Origin of the sequence: Streptomyces sp. NPDC048338, assembly GCF_043201055.1 — a bacterium.
Taxonomy (GTDB): domain Bacteria; phylum Actinomycetota; class Actinomycetes; order Streptomycetales; family Streptomycetaceae; genus Streptomyces.
Genome location: NZ_JBICYQ010000007.1, coordinates 177905 through 204537 on the forward strand (window position 1 = coordinate 177905; position 26633 = coordinate 204537).

Sequence of the window (26633 nt, forward strand, 5' to 3'; positions counted from 1 at the left end):
GCGGGAACGGTGCGGGACGGGACTCGGGGCCGGCCCGGGATCAGCGGTAGGTCTCGAGCGATCCGGTCCTGCGGATGTCGAGCGAGACGCAGTGGAAGGACCCGCCCAGCGAGCGCGCGTGCGTCAGTCGCTGCGGCAGAACGTCCACCCCGTGCTTCTCCAGCGTGCGGATGAGTTCGGGCTGGCGGTCGTCGGCGACGACCAGGCCGGGCTTGAGGACGAGGAGGTTCATGCCGATCCAGGTGGAGCAGTACGGCCGCTCCCCGACGTAGCCGATGTCCTCCAGTTCGGGGCACCAGACCTTGTCCCAACCGCGCAGGAAGTCGGGCATGTTCTTGTCGTTGACCCGCTCGGGGTTGAGCAGGACCAGACCGGGCCTCAGCGGGACGATGGTCGAGTCGACATGCGTGGACGCGTACAGGTCCCGGCAGGGGTGGACGGTGTAGGCGTCGCCGAGGGTGGACTGGAGCCACTTCCAGCCGCGGTCGTTCCCGCTGTCCGAGACCAGGTAGAGGATGTCGGTGCCGAAGCGCAGCACATTGGCCGCATCGAAGGCGGGTTCGATGTCGAGCAGCCGCCGGCCCGGCTCCCGCGACACGTCGTACATGTCGTCGCCGAGGCGGGGCTTGGGCGCGGAGAGCCATCGCGTCCCGGAGTCGAAGTACTCCAGGAGCAGCTTCTTGTAGGCGAAGGGTTCCAGGAATCGGGAGCGGAGGACCATCGGGGTCTCGATCACGGTGTCGCCGACGGTCAGCAGGACGTCGCGGGGGCAGTAGTTGTAGTGCCCGTCGGTCTGCCAGTCGGGGGTGGCCACGGTGGCGGCGTGGTCGGTGTCCTCGGGGCGGCGCACCTTGACGCCGAGGCGCGTGAGCGCCTGGCACAGCTCCTCGAGGTCCTCCCTGGTCTGCTCGACGACGTGCTGCGGCACCGGCCCGGAGGGGATGCGCTCGGGAGAGCCGAACTCGGCGTAGTCCACGGTGAAGAGGTCGGTACCGGGCAGCGGAACGCGGGCGCCCTCGATGGATCCGATGACGACTTCTTCCAGCGGGTCCCACTCGTTGTGGACGTCGACCAGGCTCATGCGGAACTCCTCAGTTCGATCGAAATCTTCGCTCGGGCGCGAAAGGGGGAAGGGACGAGGGCGGAGCGGTGCGGCTCTGCGGTGAGCGGCATCGTCGCGGTCACGCCGGGGTGGAATGCATCTTCGGAGGTCGGACGATGTTCATCAACTCCGCCATGAGCCGGGCGTTGGCGTACAGCCCCCAGCCCAGGTCCGGGCGTGTGCCACCCTCGGGGTCGCGGAAAAGGCCGCCCGCCTCCTGGACCAGGAGCACTGCGGGCGCCTGGTCCCAGGCGTTTCCGCCGTCGTCGAGCACGGCGTCGAGCCTGCCTTCCAGCAAGGCTGCGATCACCGACACCTCGTCCTCGGTCCACCGGACGTGCGGGGCCAGTGCGGCAGCGCAGGGCGAGCCGGGGTCGACGAGCCCTCCCACGCGGGCGTCGGAGAGCCGCGCGGTACGGGAGAGGGTCAGTGGCCGGGTGGTGTCCAGCGGATCGTTCGTGGTGCTGCGGTAGGCGCCGGCACCGCTCAGCGCCCACCAGCGGAGACCTTCGACGGGGCGCGTGAACACAGCGACGGTGAGATGCCCTTCGACCTCCAGCGCGATGTGGGTGCCCCACGCCCGGGTACCCGCCAGGTACGACCGGGTGCCGTCGATGGGGTCCAGGATCCAGCGGCGCGACGTCGGTGCGCCGCTGGATCCGCTCTCCTCGGCCAGGACGCCGTCCCCAGGTCGCTCCTTCGCCAGCAGGTCCAGGAGAGCCGCTTCGACCGCCAGGTCGGCCTCACTGACCGGGGACCCGTCGGCCTTGGCCTCCGTGACCGGGGAGCGGCCGAACCAGGACAACGCGATGCGATCGGCAAGGTCGGCCATGCGGTGGGCGAGCAGCACGTCGGGGTGTGCGGCCGCCCGGACGGCGCGCGACGTCTCGGCAGTGCTCACCGGACCTGCCCGAGCGGGTCGAGGGCGATGACGCGCAGTTCCGCGGTGTAGTGCTCGCCTTGGTGGTCGGCGAGCCACGTGCCGTCCGTGTCCGGAAGCATCTCCGTGAGGCCGATCGCCGCGTCCTGGTCGGCTTCGGCCGCCTGCCGAACCACTTTGGCGAACATGTTGACCAGGGCCAGGCTCGTGAAGTCCACGAAGACGGGCTTGTCCTCCAGGGGCGACTTGTAGAAGGCCCGCTCGGGAAGGCCGCGTCCGGCACGCCAGGCGCGAGCGCCAAGGTAGCGCGCGGGCTCCTTCTTCAAGGCCGCCCAGGCGAGGTCGGCGGCTCGGAAGGACCAGGCTTCGCGGGCCACCACGAGCCGGTCGACCGTGATCCGGGGCCGATGCGGGCGGGAGGCGAACGGTTTGAAACTGTTGACACTCAGCGTGCTGAGGGACTCGCTGAGCATCTCCAGGAGCGGCGCTTCGAAGGAGCCCGATCCGTCGCGTACGACCAGAGAACCCTGTTCCTCGTGGACGAAGAGGTCGGCGAGGGCGAGCGGGGTGCCGGTGGGGTGGACGCTCGGGGTGCGAAGTGTCCAGCAGGTGGTGTCGGGTGCCAGGGTCGCGGACGGCGGGGCCAGCCGGGAGGTCACCGGCAGCCAGTCCTTCGGCGGAACGAGGTAGATGCGTCGGCCGGCGTGGTCGGCCGCGTCCGCTGCGCGGACAGAGTCGGGCAGAGGGTGCTGCTCGACGAAGAGCCTGCTTTCCAGGGAGTTGAAGGAGGCGTGGAGTTCGCCGAGCACCACCTGGTAGTCGCCTGCGGCGATCGCTTCGGGCGAGGCCGCGGCGATCATCAGGTCGGGTGCGTGGTGAATCGCGGTGGCCCAGGCGGGCGGTGCCGCCGGGAACTGCGCCCGCACGCGGTCGGCCAGCCGTCGGGAGTCGAAGGAGCGCCGCGCGGCGCTCGTTCCCTGTTCGTCGGCGCCGTCCAGCACGCGCTGCCAGCGCTCCTGGAAGTCGGCGACGGCCCGGCGGACGGGAGCGGAGAGCGACCGCGGCGAGAAGTACATGTGCGGTGTCGCCGCGCCGAGAAGCCTGGTCAGCGGCATTTCCGGGGTGCCGGTGCGCCGCACCCAGCGCTGGTGGATGCCGGTGAGAACCTCCGTGTACTCGGCACCGATGCGGTTGACGAGCCAGCGGGCGCTATCGAGGACGAGTCCGAGGGGGCCGGACAGGTCGTCTCTCAGCGGGGCGCCGAGTTCGGCGTGGACGGCGCGCACGGTGTCCTCGTAGACGACTGTGCGGCCTGCGTAGATGCGGCCGTGATGGCGTACCGCCGCCTCGCCGGTGATCTCCTGGAAGACGGCGTTGAGACGGTCCATGGCGGCGGTGAGCCGCTCGGCGTCACCGGCGGCGGCCGCGACGCCGTCCCGGGCGACCGTGAGACGGTCCAGGACGGCCAGCGCCTTGTCGCGCAGGGTCGGATCGCCGATGCGGCCCAGCTTCCTGCGGAGCGTGGTCTCCGGCCAGGCTTCGATGGGCCCTTCGAGGTCGAAGGCCAGGACGCCGTGCTCGGTGAGCCGGTGCACCGTGGTGAGGAGGTCGCCGTCCGTCGCGAAGTCCCCCGGTGCGCCGACCAGCTCGCGGGCCAGCTCTCGGACCGTGCGGTCCCCGTCGCATGCGGTGAGCAGGGCGGCCTCGGCGGCGGTGAGGGGCAGCGGAAGCCTCTCGGGCCGGTGGGCCAGGAGGCCGTCGACCCGGACGCCGGGGTCGCGACGGGGCGCAATCCACGGTTGGAGCGTCGGATCCGCGGACAGTCTCCTCGCGACCGCGTCGATCGCCCAGTTCTCGAAGTACACGGTGCGTCGGGCGAGAAGGCGGTCGCCGGCGGTGACACGCAAGGGGTTGGGGTCGTCCGTGAAGGCGGCCCAGCCCACGGGGCCGAAGAATCCGATCGTGTCGTTCTTCAACGCGTACCTCTGCAGGTGTCCCACGATCGCCATCTCGTGGTTGCGCCCCCGTACATTGCGCGGTTCGCCCGCCGCCGCCTTGTCGAGACAGTTGGCCACCAGAGCGCGGTTCTGCCAGGTGACGGCCTCCCGGAAGAGCGGGTCCGCGGCCATGCGGCGGACCGTCGCGCTGAGCCGGGCCTCGGCCTCGGTGAAGGCGGCGGTGTACTCGGCGGCGTCGGCGGTGCCCGCGCCGTGCGCATCGGCGGCACGGGCCAGGCAGTGGTCGGCGAGGTCGGCCGCAAGGCGGGCGGGAAAACCGGCGCTGCGGAGCGCGGCGTCGCGCCAGACGCTCCACCCGGACCCGCCGAGCGGGACCAGGTGAGGCGCGTTCGTCGGCGTCATGGGGTCAACTCTCCTGAAGGCGATGGATGGTCACTGGCTGCCCGCTCAGAGGCTGTTGGTGGACTGGCCGCCGTCGACGACGAGCGTGGTGCCGGTGATCCACGCGGCGGCATCCGACGCGAGGAAGAGAACGGCGTGCGCGACGTCGGTGCCCGTGCCGAGCCTGCCGAGGGGCACACCCCCCACCAGCCCCTGGGCGACGCCGTCCGCGGAGAACACCTGTGACATGACGGCCTCGGTGGGCACGGGGCCCGGCGCGACGGCGTTGACGCGGATGCCGCGCGGTCCCCACTCGCGGGCCCAGCTCGAGGTCAGCGAGACGATGCCGGCCTTGGCCGCCCCGGCGTGCGAGCAGTTGGGGAAACCACGGTCGGCGTCCGGCACCACGACGGAGACCACCTGGCCGAAGCCGCGCTCCAGCATGGGCCCCACGAAGGCGGTGGTGACGTTGAACGTGCCGATCAGGTCGATGTCGACGACGGTTCCGAAGGCCCTGGCCGTCATCCGCTCCGCAGGCATACGGAAGTTCGCCGCCGCGTTGTTGATCACGGTGTCGGCGGGACCGAGTTCGGAGGCGACCCGGTCCGCCAGAGCCCCCACGGCGGTGGCGTCCCGCACGTCGCACACCACGGTCATCGGCGCCCGCCCCGTCTCCCGGTGCAGCGCGGCGGCTGCCTCGTCGAGCCGTTCGGGCTGCCGGGAGGCGATCGCCACGCGTGCGCCGTGTCGCAGGAACTGGGCGGCGATGTCCCGGCCGATCCCGGCGGAACCGCCGGTCACCACGACCACCCGGTCGCGCATGAGGTCCGGGACGAAGGGGCCGCCGCGCTCGGCGACGGCCCGCTCGGGGGCCATCAGCGACCCTGCTGTTCGCGGACGGCACCGGCGAGGAGCGCCACCGTCGGACACTCGAACAGGAGTGCCACGCTCAGTTCGACACCGAACCGGTCATGGATCCGGCCCATGAGTTCGATCGCGGTGAGGGAGTTCCCGCCGAGCTCGAAGAAGTCGGCGTCCTCGTCGATGTCCGGGATGCCGAGGGCCTGGGACCAGAAGGTGCGGATCTCCCTGGCGACCTCGTCGCTCTCACCGTCCCCGGGGCCACCCGCCGTCGCCGCGTCGTCGGCCGCAGGCAGGGGCGCCGTGGCCGGCGGGGCCGGGACGGGAGCCGTGGCCGGGTGAGGCGCCGCGCCGGCCGGAACGACGGCCGCGGTCGCCGCCGCCGTACGCGCGACGGAATCCGGCCGTTCAGCCCACCGCTGCGGCCGTGCGTCGGCGAGCGGGAGCGGCGCACCGTTCTCGTAGCTGCGGACCAGGACGTGCGCGGGGGTCGGCGCGTCGAGGAGTCGCAGGAAGAGGCGGACGCCCTGGTGCGGTTCGAGGCCGCTGTGCTCGTCGACGGCTCCCGGCAGCGCCCGACCGCCGACGGGCGTGCCGCCTCGGGGGGCGGGCTGCTCGGAGAAGGCACCGGTGACGGCTTCGCGGGCCGCCTTGCGCATGGTGAATCCGTCGATGGCCACAACCAGCCGTCCGTCCGGATCGATCAGGTCGATGTCGACCGTCACCGCGTGCTGGTCCGCGGGGCGGTACCGCAGATGGGCCCAGAAGCGGACGGGGAGCCGGCCGAAGGCGGTGACCGAACGGTAGTGGAAGGGAAGCCTGCTGAAGTCGGCGGGGCGCTGTGCCGTGGCCGTCGCCCCGTCGAGGAGCGCGGGGTGCAGCTCATGGGCCGGGAGCTCGTCGGCGAACGCGGCGGGGAGAACGAGTTCGACGAGGTCTTCGTCGGCGCCGCGCACGGCGCGCCCGATGTTGTCCCACCGCGGTCCGAAGGTGACGAGGCCTGTATCGCCCTGGGCCGGGGCCGGCGGAACGGCGTCGTTCTCGATCCGCGCCTCCAGCAGGGGCAGGTCGATCCGGCGGGACAGGGATTCCACCAGGCGCACCGCGCCGGTGGTGTGCTCGGTCCACTCCCCGCCTGTCACGTCCCGGGACCGGAGGGTGAACCGCTCCACGTCACGGCCGGGGCGGGCGATCACTTGGAGCTGACGGGTGGACGCGACCGCCAGCGGGCGCAGGAACGTCACGTCCTCCAGACGCGTGGCCACCGGCTCACCGCCGCGCCCCTGCCATGCGCGCAGGACGAAGTCGATCTGGCCCGTGCCCGGCATGACGGGTACGCCGTCGATGCGGTGCTCGTCGAGAACCCAGTGGGTCGAGGCGTCGACCACCTCCTCGGCCACGATCGTTCCGTCGTCCGCTGTCCGTTCCGGCCGCGGAGCGGCGGGAACCTCCTGCGCTGCCATGCCCACCCGACGCCAGCTGGGCCAGCCGATGCTCACGCTGCGCGTGCGCCCCCGGCCGGCGGTCACGTAGGCGTCGAGGAAGGCGTTGGCGGCGGCGTAGTCGCCACTGCCCACGAGGCCGTGCGTGCCCGAGCGGCTGGAGAAGGCGACGAAGAAGTCGAGGGCGGGCCGCTGGCCGGCCTCCACCGCCTCGTTCAGCAGCAACGTGCCGAGAACCTTGGGCCGCACCACCTTCAGCACATCGGCGTGGTCACGGAGCTGGATGACACCGCCCCCGGCGACGCCGGCACAGTGCACGATGCCGTTGACCGGTCCGAACCGCTCGACGGCGGCCGCGACCGCCGCGGCGGTCGACTCCGGGTCCGACACGTCGCAGGCGATGACGGCGACCTCCGCACCGAGCGCCTCCATCTCCGCCACGGCCGTACGCACCCGCGTGGCGGCTTCGGGGGCCAGTGCGGGAGCGCCGCCGGGCACGCGTCGGCCCAGCAGGGCGATCCGTGGACGCAGTCCGGTGTGGACGAGTCCCTTGGCTGTCTCCAGGCCGAGGCCGCCGAGACCGCCGGTCACCAGGTAGACGCCTTCCTCGCGCAAGGCGGTACCGGATGCCGGGACGATGTCGAGGGGGGTCTCGGTGCGCTGCCAGCGGCGTGCGCCACGCCAGGCGGCGAACGGCTCAGGGTTCTCGCAAAGGAACTCGTCGGCGAGGAGGCGCTCGTCAGACCGTGCGCCGATGTCGACGAGGCGGCATCGCGCTCCCGGGGCTTCCTCGAGGTAGGTGGCGACCAGACCTGTGAGCATGGCCTTCATCGGGTGCGGGGACTCTCCGCCCGACACGTCGACGGCCCCTGAGGTGACGACGGTGATCTCGGGCAGCGCGCCGTCGACGGGCCGCCTGGCACCGATCTTGAACAGGTCGAACAGGCTGAGGCAGCCTGCAGCCAGCTGGTCGTCGCAGTTCTTCGTGGTGGGAGCCTCCCAGGAGGCGGCCGCCCAGGCGTGGACGTAGCCGTGCGGTTCGGCGGAGCGGCGGCTCAGCTCGTCGAGGACTGCCGCCAGGTCGTCGGTCCGCCCGGGTCGCACCGTGAACTCCTCCTCCCCCAGGGCCAGGCGGTCGCCGGGCCGAACGCGGAAGACCTGGTGTCCCGCCTGGTGCAGGGCGCCGAGGACGGGGCGCGCCTGCGCGTGGTCCGCGGGCAGGAGAGCGAGGACGCGGCCCGGGGTACGAGGCGACGCCGTCGGCAACGGGGTCTCGTACCAGCTCAGTGCTGAGAAGGGGGACACGGCGGGCTTCTCCTCCAGGGTGGTCTCGGAGTGTGCGGGGAGTTCGGGGGTCTCGGCGGCGGGTGCGGAGCCGGAGGCACGCGGCGCGGGGTCGATCCAATGGCGCTCGCGCTGGTACGGATAGCCGGGCAGCGGGACGCGGCGGCCCGCGGAGGGCGCGGGACGATCCAGCTCGTGTCCTTCGACGAACACCACGGCCAGGGCAGCCAGCCAGGCGCGCAGATCCGCTTCGACGTCAGGCGTGCGGGGGGACGTCGGGACGATGCCGCTCGCGCCGCGCACCACGGCGGGGTGCTGCCGCACCAGTCCGCTGAGCGCCTGTCCGGGACCGACCTCGATGATCAGGTGGTCGCCGGCGGACAGAAGGTGCTCGACCGCCGGGTGGAATCGAACAGGCTCGACGAGCTGGCCGGCCCAGAAGCCGGGGGACACGGCCTGTTCGGCCGTGATCTCGCGGCCGGTCGCGGCGGAGACCAGACGGAGCCGGGGTTCGCGGAGCTCGACTCGGGCCAGCACGGCTGCGAAACGCTCGGCCGCCTCGGTCATGGAGGGGCTGTGGAAGGCGTGGGAGGTGTGCAGCATCTGGCTGCGGACTCCCTCGTCGGTGAGGCGGGAGCGCAGCGCCTCAATGGCGTCGGCAGGCCCGGAGACGGTGGTCTGGGCCGCCCCGTTGACGGCGGCGAGCGCGACACCGGCCGCCGCCAGGTCGCCGAGGTCGGTCGCGGGCAGGGAGACGGCGAGCATGGTGCCCGGCGCCATCTGCGCCATGAGGCGACCCCGGGCCGCGACGACCCGGACGGCGTCCGCCAGGTCGAACACGCCGGCTGTCGTGGCCGCGACGAGCTCGCCGAGGCTGTGGCCGAGAACGACGGTGGGCCGCACGCCCGCCTCGCTCAGGGCGCGTGTCAGCGCGTACTCGACCGCGAACAGTGCGGGCTGCGCGAGTGCGGTCCCCTCCAGGGCGTCCTGCTCGCCGTGCTGCCAGGCATCCCTGAGTTCGACGCCCTCTTCGGCGAACAGGTCGAGGCACTCGTCGAACGCGGAGGCGAAAGCCGGCAGTTCGCGGTAGAGGCCCTCCGCCATGCGTACCCGCTGCGAACCCTGACCCGGGTAGAGGAAGCACAGCTCGCGGGAGGCGCCTCCCGTCTTGGGGCCGCGGTGGACACCACGGGCGTCACCGGTCAGCAGCTCGGCCGCCTCGGCGGGGGTCGCTGCCACGGCCGCGGCACGCACGCGGTGGTGGGTCCGGCCGCTGAACAGGGTGTGTGCCGCGGCGTCGAAGTCGGTGACCTCGTCCGCGAACGCCTCCGCCAGTCGCTGCCGGGTCTGGTCCAGGGCATGGGCGTCGCGCGCGGACCAGACCAGCAGGCGCGGGGTACCCGACGGCCCGGGGACGCTCGGTGCGGGCGGCTCGGACACGATGACGTGCGCATTGGTGCCCCCGACGCCGAATGAGCTCACCGCGGCGGTGCGGGTGCGGTGCGGGGCACGCGGCCACGGCCTGACATCGTCGTTGACGGCGAACGGCGTGGCGGCGAAATCGATGGCGGGGTTGGGCGTCCGGTAGTTGATGCTCGGCGGGATCTCCCCGTGCTCCATCGCCATGATCGTCTTGATGAGGCCGCAGATCCCCGCGGCGGGGCCGAGGTGCCCCACGTTCGACTTGACCGACCCGATCGGGATGGAGCCCGGGGCCAGCGGTCCGGCGGCGAGCTCGCGGTACGCCTCGTCGAGTGCGGCGACCTCCAGCGGGTCGCCGATCTTGGTGCCCGTGCCGTGCGCCTCCACGTAGTCGATGTCAGCTGGGTCGAGACCCGCTTCCCGCATGGCCTCCTTGATGACGCGTACCTGGCCCGAGACGCTGGGAGCGCCGAAGCTGACCTTGTCGGAGCCGTCGTTGTTCACCGCGGTGCCACGGATCACCGCGCGGATGGTGTCCCCGTCCCTCAGCGCGGCCGGCAGCGGCTTGAGGACGACGACCCCCGCACCGCTGCCGAAGACGGTTCCGTCGGCGGCCGCGTCGAAGGGGCGGCAGACTCCCTCCCGCGAGTAGATGCTCGCGGGCCCCCACTGGTAGCCCTGGCCGAACGGGAACTCGATCTCGACGCCGCCCGCGACGGCGATGCCGCAGGTCCCGGCACGCAGCGCGGCGACGGCGAGGTGCAGGGCCACCAGAGAGGTGGAGCAGGCGGTGCCCACCGAGATGCTGGGCCCCGTGAGGGAGAGCCGGTACGAGGTGAGCGTCGCCAGGTACGAGGCGTTGCCCGCGATACCGAGGGTCGTGGGATCGACCCGGCCGGCGGCGGCGTTGCCCGAGAGGTGATGCAGCAGGTATCCGCTGCCCGCGCTGCCACCGAAGACGCCGGTCGGCTCGGCTTCGGCGAACGGGTCGTACCCGGCGTTCTCCAGAGCGGCGTGCACGGTCTCCAGGAAGACCCGGTGCTGCGGGTCCTGGAGGGCCGCGTCGCGCGGGGTCATGCCGAACAGGGCGGCGTCGAAGCGGTCCGCGTCCGGCATGAGCGGCACGGCTCTGACGTAGTCGGGATGCGAGATCTCGGCCTCGGTGGCGCCCCGGGCGAGGAGTACATCGTCGGCCGGCCGGTCGACGCAGTCCGCGCCGGCTCGCAGCTTCCGCCAGAACTCCGCGGTGTCCGCCGCACCGGGGAACCTGCCCGCGTAGCCCACGACGGCGATCGGTTCCCGGTGCGGTTCGGTGGTTTCTGTGGCCATGGCCGTTCCTTTGTTCATGGGCTTGTCACCGGTGGGTCATGGACCGGTCGAGGTACGCGGCGAGAGCGCGGACGCTCGGATGCGAGAAGAGGGCCGTCACCGGCACGTCGGCGTCCAGCCGCGTGGCGATCCGGCGTTGCAGGTGCAGCAGGGTGAGCGAGGTGAGTCCCGCGTCGAAGAAGTTGCGGTCGGCCGCCACCGGGGTGCCGACGAGTTCGACGACGAGTTCCTGGAGCACACGCTCGTTCGGCGTGGTGCCCGCGGGCAGCCGCCGCGGCGGGCGAGGGGTCGCTCGCGGACCGTCCGCGCGCCCACTCGGCCGTCCCGCGCCGGTCGCGCGCACCTTGCGACTGGCGTCAAGGGTCAACTCGTCCTCGTGGGAGGAGACCTCGGCGGGTACGGCATGGCGCGGGAGGCGCCCACGCAGATGGGTGCGCAGGGCTGCGACGTCGATCTCCCGACCGGTGTGCGCTCCGACGTGCAGGGCGAGAACCGGGCTCGCGGCGTCGGACCGCAGTCCGGCGCGCGCCAGTGCGACTCCGGGGAAGCTCCGGGCGACCGCTTCGATCGCGGCGAGTTCGATCCGGTGCCCGTCGATCGACACCTGCCGGTCGAGACGACCCGTGACGACCACCGAGCCGTCCGGGGTCGTGTACCCGCGATCTCCCGTGCGGTAGAGCCGGACCCCCGGCACGCCGAACGGATCGGAGGTGAAGCGGTCGGTGCGGGTCGAGTCCCCCGCGTACCCCAGAGCGAGGGCGCGTCCACGCACGACGGCCTCGCCGCTCTGCCCCGGTCCGAGGGGCAGCCCGGCCGAGTCGGCCACGTAGACGTGCCGGCCGGCGACGCCCCGGCCGACGGGAAGAGGTCGCGCTTCCCCACCCTCCGCGGGTGCCGGGACTCCGTGGGCCAGCACTTCGGCACAGGCGGCGAGTTGCGGCGTCTCCGTCGTGCCGTAGCCGTTGACCACGGCCGCATCGGTGAACGCCCGGACGCGGCTCAGCAGCCCGGCCGGGAACACGTCGCCTCCGACGACCACCAGGCGCAGCGCGTCCAGTCTGCCGTGCGCCACCGACGCGATGAGCTCCAGGAGCCCGGGGGTGGCGTGCAGCACGGTGACCCGCGTGCTCTCCAGCCAGGTGAAGAGCTGTTCGGGGCGCCGGCTGAGCCGCTCCGGCGGCACGCAGACCGAGGCCCCCGCGGTGAGCGGCACGAGGATGTCGCGCAGCACCGGGTCGTGGGCCGCGCCCGAGAGCATCGCGAACCTGTCGTCGGCGCGGACCGCGAACCGCTCGCGGTACCAGCAGACCGCATCGGCCAGGGCTTCGGCCGGAGCGCGGACCGCGGCGGGTGTGCCGGTGGTGCCCGAGGTGAACAGGACATGGCTCGTGTCGCCGCGCCGCGGCCAGGCAGCGGGCCTCGGCGCCGCCCGGGCGACCCGGCCGACCGGCAGCACCTCGGGATCGGCGGCGTCGACGAGGTCGACCCTCAGGTGCGCCGTCACGGCGTCCGCGCAGGCGCGCTGGTGGCGGACCGGGGCCTCGGCGGGCACCAGGGCCACCGTGGTGCCGGTGCGCCAGAGGGCGAGAAGGGTCTCGGGTAGCCGGTCGTCGGTGCGTGCCCACAGCGCCGCGGTGCGGCCCGCCCCGGCCCCCTGGTCGGCCAGGCCGGAGGCCAACCCGGCGACGGATGCGCCCAGTTCGGCGTAGCTGACGTCGCCGTGGCCGCCTCGGACGGCGATCGCGTCGGGTGTCGTGCGGACGAAGTGGTCGATGCGGGCCCACAGGTCCGCGGGATCAGCGGGCTCGGGCAGCGACCGGGGCAGGTCGGCGGGTTCCTCGCCGAGCCGCAGCCCGGAGAGGGGCGCGCGGGGGTTCTCGGCCGCACGGGCGAGCAGGCGCAGGTACTGTGCCGCGAACTCCCGCACCACGGAGGCGTCGAAGAGCGCCGCCGCGCCGACGACGCTCACCTCGTACCCCGAGTCGCCGCGTCGGACGTACACGGCGATGTCGAACAGAGCGGAGATCACCGGAACCGGCACCTGCCGCACCGGTACGCCGCCCGCGCGGCAAGGCGGGGTGAGGTTGCTCAGATCGTTGAACCACGCCTGGAAGAGCGGGTTGCGGCCCGGCACGGGCACCGGCGCGAGGTCCGCGACGATCTCGTCGAACGGCACCGAGGCGTGGTCCGCCGCCGTCACGGAGGCGTCCCGGCAGTGGAGTACGACATCGGCGAGCGTCGTCGTGGCTGCGGTCCTGCTGCGGACGACGAGTGTGTCCACCAGCATGGCGGCCAGCGAGAACTCGGCCGGCGTGCGCCGGGCGTCGGACGGGACTCCGATGTTCAGGTCGTCCTGCCCGCTCCAACTGTGCAACAGCGCCGCGAAGGACCCGAGGAGGAAGGCGGTGGGTGTGGTGCCGAGGGAGGCGGCCGCGGATTCGACCGCGGCACCGAGCTCCGCGGGCAGCGCGCGGGTGACGGTGTGCGGTACGAAGTCCGCCACCGCGGGGCGGGTGGCCGCCATCGGCATGCTCAGCTCGCCCGGAGCGTCGACCAGCTCGCTGCGCCAGTAGGCCAGGTCGGCCTGAGACCGCTCCGCGTCGGAATGATCGAGCTGTGCTCGCACCCAGCGCCGGAAGGAGAGCGGGGCGGGCTGCGCGAGGACGGTCTCCGGAGCCTCGTAGGCGGCGACGAGATCCGCGAGCAGGAGGTCGGCGGCCCGCTGGTCGGCGATCAGATGGTCCAGAACCAGGACGACGCAGGACCCTTCGGCCCCGGTGCGCGCGAAGGCCCGCATCATCGGTGCCGCCTCGTCCAGTGGCAGAGCCGCGCACCCGGCGGCGAAATCCTCGGGCGTACGCGGGTCGTGGGCGGCGTCGGTCACCTCGGCGCGGCACAGGACCTCACCGGCCGGGACGAACCGCAGTTCGGGCACGCCGTCGCGGTCCTCGTCGATGCGGGCCCGCAGCACGTCGTGCCGGACGGCCAGGGCGCGGAGCGCCCGCTCGAGCCGGGACGTGTCGAGCCGGCCGGGCAGTTCGGCGGCGACCACCACGTGATGGGCCGTGGGTGCTCCGGAATTGAGCCGACCGATGTACCACAGCCGGCGGAGCGAGGGCGGCAGAGGCATGCGGTCGGGCAGCGGATGATCGGCCTGGGTGGTGTCGTCCGCCTCCGTCCGGGCCTCAGGGGTCCGGTTGGCGACCGTCTCGCGCAGTCGCGCGAGGGACGCGTCGTCGCGCAGGAACAACGTCAGCGGCAGCCGCACCCCGAAGCGCTCGTGGACCGCGCCGACGAGCAGTGCCGCGGCCAGGCTGTGTCCTCCCGCGGCGAGAAAGCCGGTGTGCTCGTCGGCGCTCGATCCGACTGCCTGTGCCCACAACTCCGCCATCGGATCGCTACCCGGGGCGGTCGAGTCGTCGGCGTGCGGGGGTTCGGCCTCACGCGCGGCGAGGGCGTCGAGGATCAGCTTGCGAGCCGCGGCGCGGTCGGTCTTGCCGGTGCCCCCCAGAGGCACACGCCCACTCCACACGTAGAGGGAGGGGATGTACGCGGCGGGAAGCTGTTCGGCGACGTGGGCCCGGAGGGCGACGTCGGCGGGTTGCGGTCCGGTGGCGTCGGCCGGGACGAGGAGCGCGGCCAGTTCGGGATCCCATCGTCCGGGGCGCTGGACAGGGCACACCACGGCCTGCCCCACGGACGGGTGTCGTTCCAAGGCCCATTCGACCTCCGAGGGCTCGATGCGGTTGCCCCGGATCTTGACCTGGTGGTCGCTGCGGCCGAGGTAGTCGAGCGTGCCGTCGGGCTTGCGGCGTACGAGGTCGCCGGTGCGGTACATGCGTGAGCCCGGCGCCCCGAAGGGGTTCGCGACAAAGCTCTGGGCGGTGAGGCCGGTGCGGCCGAAGTAGCCGTGTGCGAGGCCCTCCCCGTCGATGTAGAGGTCGCCTTCCTGCCCGGACGCGACAGGGCGCAGCCCAGCGTCGAGGACGTGCAGGCCCGTGCGGCGGATCGGTCCGCCGATCCCCGGGGCGATGCCGGGTACGACGTGCTCGTAGGTGGACCAGACCGTGGTCTCGGTGGGGCCGTAGAGGTTGGTGACCGACGCGGCGCGTTCGGTGAGCCGGTCGGCGAGTTCCGGGGGCAGCGCCTCGCCGCCGGTGAGGACGCGCATCCCCTGGACGGCCTCGGGTCGGGTCGCCAGCAGCATGCGCCACAACGACGGAGTCGCCTGCATGAGGCCGGCACCGGTCTTGACGACGAGGTCCGCGAGCCGGTCCGGATCGGCCACCGTGCGTTGGTCCGCCATGACGACCGTGGCATTCGACACGAGCGGGAGGTAGATCTCCAGAGCTGCGATGTCGAAGCCGACGGTCGTGACGGACAGCAGCAGGTCCCCAGGGGTGAGCGCGAAGAGATCGGCCATGCCCGCCAGGAAGTTGCCGAGCGCGCCGCGGGACACCACGACGCCTTTGGGGCGGCCGGTCGAGCCGGAGGTGAAGATCGTGTACGCGGGGTGGCGCGGCAGGACCTCGATCCGCGGCTTCGGGGAGTCGGGTATCCCCCGCGGCTCGGACGCATCGGGTTTCGGGTCGAGGTGCCACACGTCGGCATCCCCCGCAGGCAGGGTGGGTGCCGCGTCGGGGGTGGACAGCACCAGGCGGGGGCGGGCATCGCCGAGGATCATGGCCACACGGTCGGCGGGGTGGGTGACGTCGACGGGCACGTAGCCGGCGCCCGCCTTGAGCACCCCCAGGAGCGCGACGACCAGCCGGGCCGAGCGGGGCACCGCGACGGCGACCCGGTCACCGGGTCCTACGCCGTGGGCGATGAGCCTGTGCGCGACGCGGTCGGACCAGCCGTCGAGATCGGCGTAGGTCAGCCGTTCGTCCTCGCCGAGCACGGCCGGCGCGTCCGGTGTCCGGGCGGCCCCGTGTCGGACCGCCGCCACCACGTCGCCCCGATGCGGGAGGGGCCGTCCGGGCTCGTCCGCCGTCGGCCGCGGATCCAGGTCGGTCCAATGGCTCTCGACGTACGCGACGGCGTCGTCGCGGCTCCCTCGAAAGACCGGCCGCCAGCCGTCCGGTACCGCGGAAGGCTCCGGCCACAACGAGTGCCGGCCCTCCTCGTTGACGAGCACGTGGAAGGTGGCGTCCTCACGTGTGAAAGGGCCACTCATGGTTTCGGCTCCTTGGTCTGAAGGGTCGTGGCGCCGGTCAGCGTGACCGGTTCTGGCGGGTCGTGGAGCCGGTCCGCTCGGCGAGCAGCGCTGCGAGGCGGTGCGCGAGGGCGAGGGTCGTGAGTGTGGGGTTGGCGGCACCGAGCCGCGGGAACGTGGCCGGGCCCGCTGCGTACAGGCCTGGCACTGCCCGGAACTCGTGTCGGTCGTCCAGCACCCCGCCGAGAGGCAGCGTGCCCCCCTCGTGATCTTCCGTGCCCAACTGGTTGCACCAGGTCACGGGCTCGCCGGGACGCGCGGTGGCGAGGTTCTCCGGAAGGGCGAAGTCATTGCCGCGTCCGGGGTCCTCGTAGTCGGAGAAGTCGAGGGCGCGCTCCTTGAGTCCCACCGCGCCGCACAACTGCCGGTAGCACTCGGTGATGGCCTCGCGCTGGGAGCGGAGCAGGACACGGTCGGCGTCCGACGGACGGGAGCGGACGGCGAGCGGCCAGGGCCGCCGCTCACCGGGCGTGCAGGAGACCCGGCTGGAGTCCTGGTCGAGCTGCTCCCCCATCGCCCGGATCTCCACCACGACGCTGCCGTCGGGTTCCTCGCCGTGAACGTCGACGAAGAGGTTGGAGCGTGCACCGGGGGCGCAGGGCGCGTAGTACGAACCTGTGGGCAGGACCTGGTTCAGGCGCTGCGCCTGCTCATCGGCGAGCCTCAGGAACACGCCCTGCACGATGTGGTCCGCGAGGCCGTGCAATTCGACGGGGCCGTCTGCGCCGGCGTCGTGGAGCGCCTGCAGTGCGAGACCGCTGCTCTGCAGGGTGCCCGCGCAGAGCACCACCTGCTCCGCGGCGATCTCCTGCGGTGCCCCGTCCCGCCGTTCGACCGACACGCCGCACGCTCTGCCGTCGCGCACCAGGACATGGGTCGCCTCGGTTGCGGTGAGCAGGCGGACGCCGCGCGGAGCGGCGCGCCACGTGCCGGTGAGCGGATCGCGCCAGTCGTCGAGCGCGGAGTAGGCGTACCAGCCTCCGTCGGAGGCGAGACGGCGGGCCATGGGGGTGGGCCGCAGGTGCAGTGCGCCGACGTGAGTCTCCGGTGGGCGCGGGGCGGGCGCGCTGCCCGGGGCGTGGCGGTGCGTCCACGTGTGGAGTCGCTCGCCGACCCGCTCGTACAGCGACGGTCCGCCGCGCCACGACTCCGTCAGGTCGCGGACGACGGCGCGCGGCCACCACGGTTCCGCCAACGCCCACGGCTCGATCGGCAGGGTGACTCCGTACCAGTACAGACCGCGGCCGCCCAGCCGTCGGCGCATGCCTGAGCTGCCGCCGTAGTGAGGTGGCGTGAGGGACGTCCACGGGCGCGTGAACGCCGGATCCGTACGAGAGTCGAGCCACAGGCGCAGCGCTGTCCGGGCGTCATGGGCCACGTTGACGTGCCTGAGGTCGTCGGCCCCGCCCGCCTCGATCAGGAGGATGTCGTCGCCACCCTGACGAGCGAGCTCGTCGACGAGTTCGAGACCGGCGAGTCCGGCACCCACCACGATGGTGCGGGCGAAGGCGGGCAGGGGTCCGCGGTGAGCTGCACTGGGCATGGCAGGACCTCCTCAGGGTGCGGACGGGGACGCGGGGGCGGGTGCGACCGCAGGATCGAACAGGTCGTAGGCCTGTCGGAGCGCTGCCACCGGATCGGCTCGTGGGATGAACTCGTGGCCGATGAAGCCGGAATAGCCCTGCTCCCGGAGACTGAGGGCGAGGGCTGCCCAGTTGATCTCCTGCCGATGGTCGAGTTCCTGGCGACCAGGAACGCCGGCGGTGTGGAAGTGGCCGATGCGGTCGAGGTGAGCTGCGATGGTGCGGAGCAGGTCACCCTCCATGATCTGCATGTGGTAGGCGTCGTAGAGGATCCGGAGGGCCGGCGACCCGACGCGGTCGACGACCGCCGCGCCCCAAGCGGTGGTCCGGCACTGGTGGCCGGGGTGGTCGATCTTGGTGTTCAGCGGCTCCAGGAGGAGTCCCACGCCTGCCTGTTCGGCCTCCGCGGCGAGCGGAGCAAGCGCTTCGGCGCAGATCTCCACGGCCTCCTCGTCGCCGGCGGCGGCGGTCACGCCCGACATCACGGACAGGTGGTGCACGCCCTCGCGGTGGGCGGTGTCCAGGGCACGGCGCACCTGCTCGGTGAGGTCGGCGTGCTGGGAGGGGTCGTTGAATCCGATGTCGATGGACGCGTGACCGTCCACGACGACCAGTTCGAGACCGAGGTCCTTGGCGCGCGACCATAGCTCTTCGGGCAGGAAGTCCACACCCTGGTAGCCGATCGCGGCGGCCTCGGCGAGCAGGTCGGGAACGCGAACGGGGGCTTCGGCGAAGGACCACCAGGCGAAGCTCTGTCGGTAGCTCACATCAGTCCTCTGGCTGGTCGGGGGGCGGTGCGCGCGGCGGCTGCGAGCAGCCGCCGCACCCATTCCTTGAGGAGGGCGTCGAGGCCGTCGGTGGCGCCGACCGCTTCGACGATGCGGAAGTAGTTGCCCACTTGGTGGGCGGCTCCCAGTACGGGGGCCAGACGCAGAGCGCGGGACACCGTTCGGGGGGACAGAACGTCTGCCCATGCCTGCGCGAACTCGGCTTCGGCGCGCGCTCGTTGACTTGCCGTGGCCTGCATCAGCGGCCGGGCCAGTTCGGCGAAGGGGTGCGTGAGGGCAGCGTCGGTCCAGTCGATGAGCGCCCAGGATCGGCCGGTCCAGAGGGCGTTCTCTTCCTGGATGTCGCCGTGAACAAGCACCGTCGGCGTGCCGTCGCCGTCCGCTTCCTCCAGCAGCCGTGTCAGCTCGGGCAACGCGACCGCGAGACGCTGGGCGTCCGGGCCGCCGAGCAGGTCGGTCCGGTCCACCAGCAGTTCGAGGTCGGCGGTGATGCGGGCGGTGCTCCTCTCGGGGCAGCCGAGTGCGATCAGTTCGGCCGAGCGGCCGATGGAGGCACGCTGCACGCGGACGGCCGCCGCCAGGGGGCCCTCCTGGAGTCCGGTGCCGTCGCGGTCACCCTCGGGGAGTCCCTCCGTGAGCAGCCAGCCGGGACCGGAGCCCAGCACGGGGGCGGCGTGCCGGGGCTGCACTGAGGCCACCCAGCGGGCGAGAGCGCCTTCGTGCGCGAACACCGGAGGGACGGCCTTGAACCACACGGGTCCCTGGTCGGTGGGAACGAGCAGCACCGTCGAGATGCTCCAGCGGCGCACCAACTCGGGAGGGCCGGTGCGCACCCGGCCCTGCTGGGCGAGCTCCGTGTCCACCAGATCGACCACGGGTCCCGTGGCCCCGGCGTGTTCCCAGATCGCACGGTTCACCGGCTGCTCCCGGGTACGAGGTCGGCAGCGTGCCGCCGGACCTTGTCGAAGGCCTCGACCACGGCATGCAGATGGTCCTCGGAGCCGAGCAGCATGGGGTGATGCAGGACCACGGCACGCCGCGCCTCGCGATGGGCTGCGGGCAGGTGGAAGCGGGCGGGGTCGAAGCCGGCCGCTCGTCCCTGCTCGGCGACTCCCGGCAGGCGTCTGGGGTCGTACAGCGGGTGTGCGTTGAGCGGCTGGTACGGCGGATGGATCCAGTAGCCGAGCTCGGCCCCGAGGGCGTCGGCGACCGTGGCGGCGTCGTGTCCGCCGAAGGCGCCGTCCCGCAGCCTGATCACGTAGTGGTAGTAGGAGCGCCGGTCGTTTCCCGGGTACGGATCGACGGGTTCGAGGTCTCCGTACTGCGTGAGCAGCTTGTCCAGGAGCTCGGCGGCGGCGGCACGCTGCCTGTTCTGTTCGTCGAGACGCTCAAGTCCGTCGAGCAGCAGCGCGGACTGGAACTCGCTGAGGTGCATGTTCCATCCCTGCACGGCGGGGACCTCCTCAAGGTCCGGCCTGCCCACGGTGTGCGGACCTCGGGCATAGCGGCGTCCGTCGCCGCGCAGCATTTCCGCACGGTCCCTGACCTGTGCGTCGGAGGTGACGAACAGGCCGCCCTCCCCCGAGGTCAGGGTCTTGCCCTGTTGGGCGCTGAACGCTCCGGCGATGCCCAGGCTTCCCGCGCCGCGTCCGCGCCAGCTCGCGCCGTAGGACTGGGCGGCGTCCTCGATCAGTGCGAGGCCGTGCCGGTCGGCCAGCTCGCGCAGCGCGTCCATGTCGGCCATCGCCGAATAGAGATGTACGGCGATGATCGCGGTGGTGGCGGGGGTGACGGCGGCCGCCACCGCCGCGGGGTCGATGCACAGGGTGCGTGGATCGATGTCGACGAGCACCGGGATGGCACCCGCGCGGGCGACGACGGAAGCGCTGGCCACCCAGGTGAGTCCGGGAACGATCACCTCGTCGCCCGGGCGCACACCGACGGCGTGGAGGGCGGTGAGCAGGGCGCTGGATCCGTGATCGACGGGCAGGCACCAGCGGGCACCGGTGAACTCGGCGAATGTGGTGGCAAGTTCCGATTCGAGGGCGGGGCGTCCCGTCCAGTGACCGCTGACCGCCCAACGGCCGCTGTGGAGGGTGTCGAGGAGTCGGCGCTCGGCACCGGGACCCGGCTGGGGCCAGACAGGCCAACCATCGGTCCAGACGGGGTTGCCGCCGTCGCGGGCGAGGCGGGTGACGCTCATCGGGCGCCGCCGGGCATCAGGTCGGTGACGGCTTCCTTCACGACCTCCAGCGGGACGGCGGTCAGGGGAAGGTCGGCGGTGCCGTAGGGGACACCGTGCTCCCGCAGCAGGACCATCGCCGCCTCCTCGCCCGAGACGGGCAGGTAGCCGCGCTTGTTGTCGACCCTGACGACGTCCATGACCTGTTCGACGGAGATCCGCTCCGGCACCCGGGTGGGCGCGCCCAGGGCTTGCGCGAGTTCTTCGTGGACGGTGACGGAGGCGTCGTCGAGTCCCCCTCGGGTCCGGGAGATGCGCGCCGCGGCGAGCATGCCCAGCATCACTGCCTCACCGTGGGAGAGTCCCTCGGCGCCGCGCAGTCGCTGGTCGCACATCTCCACCGCGTGGCCCACGGTGTGGCCGTACTCCAGGACGAGGCCCGAGCCCTGCTCGTAGGGGTCCCGGCGGGTCACCGCCGTCTTCGCCGTCAGGCTCTCCTCGAGCAGCCACACCAGCGTTTCGGGGGCGGCGAGGTTCCCGGCAGCCAGGCGTCGGCGCATCTCGGGTATCGAGTCCGGGCGGATGGCGAGACAGTTCTTGGTCGCCTCGCACAGTCCGGAGCGCAGCTGCTTGTCGGGGAGGGTCGCGAGGAGGCGGACGTCGAGGTAGACGGCTTCAGGCGCACGGTACGTACCGATGTGGTTCTTGCCACGGCTGCTGTTGATCGCCTGCTTGAGCGAGATCACCGAGTCCATGGCGGCCACGGTGGTGGTGGGGACGTGGACCAGACGGACTCCGCGGAACAGCAACGACGCCACGACGCCGGCGAGATTTCCGGGAACCCCCCCTCCGAAGGCGACCACGACGGAGCGGCGCGAGGCGCCGGCTGCGATGACATGCTCCACGTGCGCGGCGAGGTTGGGGAGGGCCTTCATGCCGTCCCCGGGGGGCAGGCTGAGGACGTCGACGGGGGCATGCGCACCGAGTCCGCTCAGCAGGCGTTCGCCGTGCAGTGCCAGAACGTGGTCGTCGGTGACGACGAAGAATCGGTCGGCCCCCATGGCGCCGAGCTCGTCGACGATCCGGTCCAGACAGTCGACGCCGTAGTGGTACGGATAGACGACGCCCCCGAGGTCGACAGGGCGCGTGTTCCAGTCGGTTTCAGCCATGACGCGATTACTCACCTAACACGAGAAAGAAGGGTCGCTGCGGGCGGAGTTCAGCCGGGCGGGTGCGGCTCAGGCCTCGGGGAGGTAGCGCGTGAGCCGCCGCCACATCGCTGACGTCTCCAGGTTCTCCGCCGGGGCGTCGCGGAGGATCGTCGCGTACTCGGAGATCTCGCTGAGGATCCAGCGGACCTCGTAGAAGCGCAGCACCTCGGGGCGGCAGTGAGGCGCACGGCCGAACGTGCGCCTCACGTGGAACCAGTCGCGCTCTGGCGGCCCCCACATCGCGCCGCCCCAGTCGGCGAGGAGGAAGCCGTCCGCGGCACGAAGGACGTTGGGGGCGCTGGGTTCGCCGTGCGTGAGTCCGAACCCCTCGGCCAGGCCGCGGTCGGATCCGTGACGCGCAGCCAGCTCTCCGCGCTCGGCACACAGCTCTTCCAGGTCGGCACGGTGGTCCGCCAGCAGACGGTGGAGACGTGCGGGCAGCCCTCCACTCGGCCCTGGACCGTCGGCGAAGTCCAGGGCGGCCTCGAGGTCGGCCGCGAAGCTGAGGGAGAAGTCCTCGGCGGGGAGATCGGCGGGGACGCGTACGGTGTGCAGGCGTCCGATCATGCCCACAATGGCGTCGAACTCCTCCTCGCTCACCGTGCCGGGGTCGGTCTGGGCCGCGTCCACCCGAGGGAACACCACCACCGGACTGCCGTTCACCGTCCGGACGACGGAACCGTCCGTCCCGGTCAGCGGGGCGAGTACCCGGTCGAGCCCCGCGTCACGCAGAAGCGCCGCCGCCTCGTACGCCCCGGGCACATGACCGCGCAGGTCGCGACGCACGCTGATCCACAGGTCGTCGGCGACGAACGCCCAGCTGTCCTCGCCGAGCGGCTGGAACTCCAGCGAGCCGACTGACCGCCCGTAGCCGGCCTCGACCGCGATCCGAAGCTCTTCGGAATCGACGTGGTCGGGTGGCAGCAGCACGGGAGTCTCCTTGGTACGTCGCTCGGATGCATCCGGGCATCGCGAACTGCCCCTTGCAACAGGGGGATACGGGATGTGAATACAGGAACTGTAGGTCCGCCCAGGGGCGGATGCGCGCGTTCAACCTGGGCCGGTCCGTCCCGGCCGCGTCTGCGGCACCGGGTCGGGTCACCAGGTCAGGCGCTGCGGCGGCTGCGGTTCTCAGCCTCGGCGGCGAGGCGGCTCCACTGCTCGGCGCAGTGGTTGGCCAGCTCTGCGATGGTGGTCAGCCAGTGCGCCGGAACCGCTTCCAGCGCGCGGGACCAGTCGCCTTCGTCGAGAAGGGTCACGCCGATGACCTGGAGGAGGCGCCTGCCGTGCGTCGAGTACTTGAGAGCGGGGTCCCGGCTGAGCAGCCGGTGACGGGAGCGGATCGCCCCGATTCCGCCCGGGGGCGGTGGGGATGCCGTCCGGTCCTCACCCGGACGCCGGATCTCGCGGGCGCGGCCGGCCGGCACCGGGTCGAGTCCCTTCTCCATCCGGACGCGCACGTCGTGGGCGGTTCCGATGGAGATGCCCGCCTCCGCGGCCACCTCGCGCAAGGTGACGTCCGGACGCGAGGTCAGGATCTGGCTGGCCTTCAGCCGTCCCGAGGCCGCACTGAGCGGCCGGACACGGCCGTCCCGACCGACCCGGATGTTCGACTGCGGAGTCTCCTCTGTCGAACGCCGGCGCATCGCGGCGACAGTCTTCGCACTCAGCCCGGCCACGCTCGCCACGGATCGGTCCGACCACGACGGATGGGTCGTGATGATCCGTTCCGCGGCGGCACGTCGCTCCGCCAGCGAGAGCGGCATACCGTGCCGGACGTTGAGGCGCACCGCCAGGAGGAAGGCGTCGTCCGCGTCTCCCTCGAAGAACTTGACCGCGATGTCGCCGCGGCCGAGCAGGCGGGTGGCGTGCACACGGTGGACACCGTCGATCACCCTCATGGTCGCGCGGTGGACGATCACGGGCGGTAGCTGTTCCGGGACGTCCGCGAGGACCTGTACGTGACTGATGTCCTGCGCGACCTGGCGCGGGGAGTGCCCCAGGACCAGGGAATCAAGAGCGACCTGCACGACGGGGGCGCGGGTGAGAGCCGCTGTCGCCTTGCCGAGCTGCTCTTCCGAGGTTTCGCTCGGTGGGGTCGGTACATCGGAATGGATCACTTTCTGGGGCTCCATGGGCGTGCGGAACCTTTCTGTCTGACAGCGACTCAGGGGCACCCACCGTTCGGAACACGCCGTCGGCGCAGGGCTTGTCGTCGCACGAGTCGGCCTCTGCGCGGTCGAGACGTGGCCCTCTGATGACATCGCCCGCGCCGCGGACGGACGATCACGAAGGCTCCCCGGTCGAGGAGTTGGCGGGTGAGGTCTTCCGGCGTGCGCAGTCCGGAAGCGTTCGGTCTGATGGATGACAGGACTTCCCTGCCTGCACGGCGACTTCGGCGGTCCTCGCGGACCGGTTCTCGCCCGTCCGCTTCGCCGACGGTGCGACCGGGGACCGTGCCATGCTCCGGAGACAGCAGGGGTCCGTCCCACTGGACAGGCGTGCCCGCTCCGTCGACGCAGTCGCCCACGGGTCGCGGAACGATCGCTGCGACCTTCGACCCGTTTCCGGCGAGGATGAGTTCGGCGTGGCCATGCAGGGGTCGAGGCCGGGCCTCGACGCCGGGACACCCGGGAGCTCGATCGGCACCACGTGTCCGAACTCGGCGAAGGCGTCGCGGCGCGTGTTCGGCTTCTCCGTCGCGGTCGTCACCGAGGCGCGGCGGGCCAAGGAGACCGCACCCGAACCGATCTGATTGTCCATCAGATCATCCTCGGCAGCGAGGAGAGCCGGTTGGACGCGCCAGCCCCCGCACTCCTGGCCCGCGTCGAGCGTCCGACCACGACGGGCCGAATACCGCGTCCCACTGGAGAGTCGGCGGGCTGGAGGATCGACGGGAAACGGAGCCGGTCGACGGCAACACGTCGCCGGTCGGACCGCCGAGCATCCGCCCCGGACGGACTTCCCCACCCCTGGCGTGTTCGCTCTTCACCCCAGGTCCATTTTCATGGGGTGGGTGCCACCCCGGGGAGCGGGCCGGTCCCGCCGTCCCCGGCGGCGGGGACCGGGCCCGTCACCCCCAGCCGGTGTCCGAAGTCGCCCCGGCCTGCGTTCTGTGGGTCACCGTGCGGCCGCCGTGCCCGTCGGACACATCTGCCTGAAGGCTGAGTGCGGTGACCGCGGCGACGGCCGCAGTCACCGCCAGGATCCATTTCTTGATCTTGATCATGTTCTTGCCCCGTGGTCTGTGCATGTTGACGTTCAGTCCGTCCGGCGGGAGCGCCCCGCCGTTCGGCCCACATCGATTCTTGCCACGCGGACGAAGGAAGGCCAGGCCATTCATGGATCATGAATAGGCATGGGCAGAAGAGGAGCCTTGCACGAATGAAGATCAACTATGCGGTATCGGACGAACCTGCCCGCCCGGCTGTGACGGCGATCACGAGGGCCGACGGGTACCGTGAGGCACTTCTTCGCAGCTCTACGACGCGTGAGAAGCTGGTTCACTGGGTCACACCTGACGAAACGGCAGTAGCGACCGGTCAAGCCATCGACCGGCTGCCCGCCCTGCATCTGTCGGCGACCCCGACCAGGGCGCGCAGCACGCGGGCCTGGCCCCGAACCACCGAGGAGACGAGGGATCGATGGCGCTCGAAGAGGGCTCCCGGGTGAAGCTTGCGGCGGACCTCCGGCTGGCCGGACAGGTGGAGCCTGCCGAGGGCACGTTCACCTCGACGGATGCCGTCGTCGGGTCCTTCTCCCTGGCGGCGGGCTCCGAAGGCACCGTGGAACGGGCGGACGCACTCGCGCTGGAACCGAGCCGGCAGGTCCGCGAATACCTGCGGCTCAAGTCCCTTCTCGACGACTTCGGCTCCCACATGCCTCCCGGGAGCCGGCAGCAGCTGGAAGAGCAGGTGGGCGCCCTGGAGGCCGACTGGAACGCTCACCGGAAAGCCGAGCCGCGCGTGAGGCTCCGCGTCCGCCTCGACAACGGATTCATCCTCGACGACGCGGACGCGACCCTCTTCACCCCCTGCTGAACGGCCCCGCGCGGAAGCCTCCCCACCGAGGCGTCCGCGACCCGGACAGGACCCAGGGGGCGTCTTACCGGTGCGATGCCGGCCCGATCGACAGGACACCCCTGGCGTCTGCGGTCGGCCCGGCCCGGTCTCACCTCAGGTGCCGGCCGAAGAACCGGCTCCCGTCCTCCACTTCGAACCACGGGGTGCCGGTGTGCCCGCCCAGGTTGGCGTGCAGCGTCTTCTCCTTGGTGCCGAAGGCGTCGAACAGGTCCAGGGCCCGCTGCCGCGGGTTCCCTTCGTCGTCCCATTGCAGCAGGAAGAGCAGCGGAATGGTGACCTCCCGGGCCTCCTCGCGCTGTGCGTGGGGCACGTAACCCCCGGCGAAGAAGCCGGCGGCCGCGATGCGCGGCTCGACCACGGCGAGGCGGATGCCGAGGGCCGTCCACCCCGAGTATCCGACCGGGCCGCCGATCCCGGGCAGGGAGAGGAGGGCGTCCAGCGTGGTCCGCCAGTCCGGTACCGCGTTCTCGACCAGCGGGCCGACGAAGGACTCGAAGATCTCGTCGACCGGCTCGCCGGCCCGCATCGCCCGCCGGAAGTCGGCGCGGGCCTGCTCCTCGGCGGCGGAACGGGGCCGGTCACCGCACCCGCGGGCGTCGATGGTGGCCACCGCGTAGCCGTGCGCCGCGGAGTGCCGGGCCCGGGCCACCAGCCGGGCGGCCCCCTTGGGCAGGCCGTTGTTGTGGGCCATCAGGATCAGCGGGGCCGGTGCGGCGGTTTCCGGCGTCCACAGGGTGCCGGGGATCTCGCCGAGGGTGAATTCGCGTGCGACGACGCCGTCGTCGAGGCGCTGTTCGGAAGTGAACTGCATGGGTCGTGCCTTTCGGGAGCACTCGTGAACGGCGCTCCCGGACGACCTATCGCCCGACCGTGACCCCGGAGGGGAGCACCCATGTCGATACTGCGTTCACGG

At 72.0% G+C, this 26633-nt stretch carries 17 protein-coding genes; 2 read left to right on the forward strand and 15 right to left on the reverse strand.

Going from position 1 to position 26633, the window contains the following annotated elements:
• Window positions 1-40: 40 nt before the first annotated feature.
• From ACGFZF_RS18245 to ACGFZF_RS18305, 13 genes are all read right to left on the reverse strand, one after another.
• A complete protein-coding gene (locus ACGFZF_RS18245) occupies window positions 41-1081 on the reverse strand; it encodes an inosamine-phosphate amidinotransferase 1 (protein ID WP_393555223.1) in 1041 nt (346 codons plus the stop codon).
• 100 nt (window positions 1082-1181) lie between these two features.
• Window positions 1182-2003, reverse strand: a complete 822-nt coding sequence (locus ACGFZF_RS18250) for an inositol monophosphatase family protein (RefSeq protein ID WP_393555225.1) — start codon at window positions 2001-2003, stop codon at window positions 1182-1184.
• Window positions 2000-4342, reverse strand: coding sequence for a lantibiotic dehydratase (locus ACGFZF_RS18255; RefSeq protein WP_393555227.1), 2343 nt, complete (start codon window positions 4340-4342; stop codon window positions 2000-2002). The genes ACGFZF_RS18250 and ACGFZF_RS18255 overlap by 4 nt, the downstream gene beginning before the upstream one ends.
• 45 nt (window positions 4343-4387) lie before the next feature.
• Window positions 4388-5197, reverse strand: coding sequence for an SDR family oxidoreductase (locus ACGFZF_RS18260; protein ID WP_393555229.1), 810 nt, complete (start codon window positions 5195-5197; stop codon window positions 4388-4390).
• Complete coding sequence (locus ACGFZF_RS18265; protein ID WP_393555231.1) at window positions 5197-10659, reverse strand: SDR family NAD(P)-dependent oxidoreductase; 5463 nt, start codon at window positions 10657-10659, stop codon at window positions 5197-5199. The genes ACGFZF_RS18260 and ACGFZF_RS18265 overlap by 1 nt, the downstream gene beginning before the upstream one ends.
• A 25-nt stretch (window positions 10660-10684) precedes the next feature.
• Complete coding sequence (locus ACGFZF_RS18270; protein ID WP_393555233.1) at window positions 10685-15835, reverse strand: amino acid adenylation domain-containing protein; 5151 nt, start codon at window positions 15833-15835, stop codon at window positions 10685-10687.
• A 37-nt stretch (window positions 15836-15872) separates the two neighbouring features.
• Window positions 15873-17417, reverse strand: a complete 1545-nt coding sequence (locus ACGFZF_RS18275) for a GMC oxidoreductase (RefSeq protein WP_393555235.1) — start codon at window positions 17415-17417, stop codon at window positions 15873-15875.
• 12 nt (window positions 17418-17429) lie between these two features.
• Entirely contained in the window at window positions 17430-18224 is a 795-nt protein-coding gene (locus ACGFZF_RS18280) for a hydroxypyruvate isomerase family protein (protein WP_393555237.1), read from the reverse strand.
• Window positions 18221-19162: a phosphotransferase gene (locus ACGFZF_RS18285; protein ID WP_393555239.1), complete on the reverse strand. Its 942-nt coding sequence runs from the start codon at window positions 19160-19162 to the stop codon at window positions 18221-18223. The genes ACGFZF_RS18280 and ACGFZF_RS18285 overlap by 4 nt, the downstream gene beginning before the upstream one ends.
• On the reverse strand, window positions 19159-20448 hold the full coding sequence (locus tag ACGFZF_RS18290; protein WP_393555241.1) for a DegT/DnrJ/EryC1/StrS family aminotransferase: 1290 nt from the start codon (window positions 20446-20448) through the stop codon (window positions 19159-19161). Before ACGFZF_RS18290 ends, ACGFZF_RS18285 begins: the two co-directional genes overlap by 4 nt.
• A complete protein-coding gene (locus tag ACGFZF_RS18295) occupies window positions 20445-21596 on the reverse strand; it encodes a 2-deoxy-scyllo-inosose synthase (protein ID WP_393555243.1) in 1152 nt (383 codons plus the stop codon). Before ACGFZF_RS18295 ends, ACGFZF_RS18290 begins: the two co-directional genes overlap by 4 nt.
• 69 nt (window positions 21597-21665) lie before the next feature.
• Window positions 21666-22568: an aminoglycoside phosphotransferase family protein gene (locus tag ACGFZF_RS18300; protein WP_393555245.1), complete on the reverse strand. Its 903-nt coding sequence runs from the start codon at window positions 22566-22568 to the stop codon at window positions 21666-21668.
• Window positions 22569-22744: 176 nt separating this feature from the next.
• Window positions 22745-23758, reverse strand: coding sequence for a hypothetical protein (locus tag ACGFZF_RS18305; RefSeq protein ID WP_393555247.1), 1014 nt, complete (start codon window positions 23756-23758; stop codon window positions 22745-22747).
• 467 nt (window positions 23759-24225) lie between these two features.
• On the opposite strand from ACGFZF_RS18305, the gene ACGFZF_RS18310 reads away from it, so the two are divergent.
• The gene (locus ACGFZF_RS18310; RefSeq protein WP_393555249.1) at window positions 24226-24393 is read left to right on the forward strand and encodes a hypothetical protein; all 168 of its coding nucleotides are present in this window, start codon (window positions 24226-24228) and stop codon (window positions 24391-24393) included.
• A gap of 318 nt (window positions 24394-24711) precedes the next feature.
• On the opposite strand, the gene ACGFZF_RS18315 is transcribed toward ACGFZF_RS18310, so the two are convergent.
• Complete coding sequence (locus ACGFZF_RS18315) at window positions 24712-24867, reverse strand: hypothetical protein (protein WP_393555251.1); 156 nt, start codon at window positions 24865-24867, stop codon at window positions 24712-24714.
• Between the two features lie 415 nt (window positions 24868-25282).
• Here ACGFZF_RS18315 and ACGFZF_RS18320 point away from each other — a divergent pair, with 415 nt between their 5' ends.
• Window positions 25283-25678 carry a hypothetical protein gene (locus ACGFZF_RS18320; protein WP_393555253.1) on the forward strand — a complete coding sequence of 132 codons (396 nt, stop codon included), beginning with the start codon at window positions 25283-25285 and terminating at the stop codon, window positions 25676-25678.
• A gap of 130 nt (window positions 25679-25808) precedes the next feature.
• Here ACGFZF_RS18320 and ACGFZF_RS18325 read toward each other — a convergent pair whose 3' ends face one another.
• Window positions 25809-26531, reverse strand: coding sequence for a dienelactone hydrolase family protein (locus ACGFZF_RS18325; RefSeq protein WP_393555255.1), 723 nt, complete (start codon window positions 26529-26531; stop codon window positions 25809-25811).
• Between the last annotated feature and the right edge of the window lie 102 nt (window positions 26532-26633).

Coding starts and splice junctions, on each gene's coding strand:
- ACGFZF_RS18245 (WP_393555223.1), bottom strand. CDS start 1,081: ATGAGCCTGGTCGACGTCCACAACGAGTGGGACCCGCTGGAAGAAGTC.
- ACGFZF_RS18255 (WP_393555227.1), bottom strand. CDS start 4,342: ATGACGCCGACGAACGCGCCTCACCTGGTCCCGCTCGGCGGGTCCGGG.
- ACGFZF_RS18260 (WP_393555229.1), bottom strand. CDS start 5,197: ATGGCCCCCGAGCGGGCCGTCGCCGAGCGCGGCGGCCCCTTCGTCCCG.
- ACGFZF_RS18265 (WP_393555231.1), bottom strand. CDS start 10,659: ATGGCCACAGAAACCACCGAACCGCACCGGGAACCGATCGCCGTCGTG.
- ACGFZF_RS18270 (WP_393555233.1), bottom strand. CDS start 15,835: ATGAGTGGCCCTTTCACACGTGAGGACGCCACCTTCCACGTGCTCGTC.
- ACGFZF_RS18275 (WP_393555235.1), bottom strand. CDS start 17,417: ATGCCCAGTGCAGCTCACCGCGGACCCCTGCCCGCCTTCGCCCGCACC.
- ACGFZF_RS18290 (WP_393555241.1), bottom strand. CDS start 20,448: ATGAGCGTCACCCGCCTCGCCCGCGACGGCGGCAACCCCGTCTGGACC.
- ACGFZF_RS18295 (WP_393555243.1), bottom strand. CDS start 21,596: ATGGCTGAAACCGACTGGAACACGCGCCCTGTCGACCTCGGGGGCGTC.
- ACGFZF_RS18315 (WP_393555251.1), bottom strand. CDS start 24,867: ATGATCAAGATCAAGAAATGGATCCTGGCGGTGACTGCGGCCGTCGCC.
- ACGFZF_RS18320 (WP_393555253.1), top strand. CDS start 25,283: ATGGCGCTCGAAGAGGGCTCCCGGGTGAAGCTTGCGGCGGACCTCCGG.
- ACGFZF_RS18325 (WP_393555255.1), bottom strand. CDS start 26,531: ATGCAGTTCACTTCCGAACAGCGCCTCGACGACGGCGTCGTCGCACGC.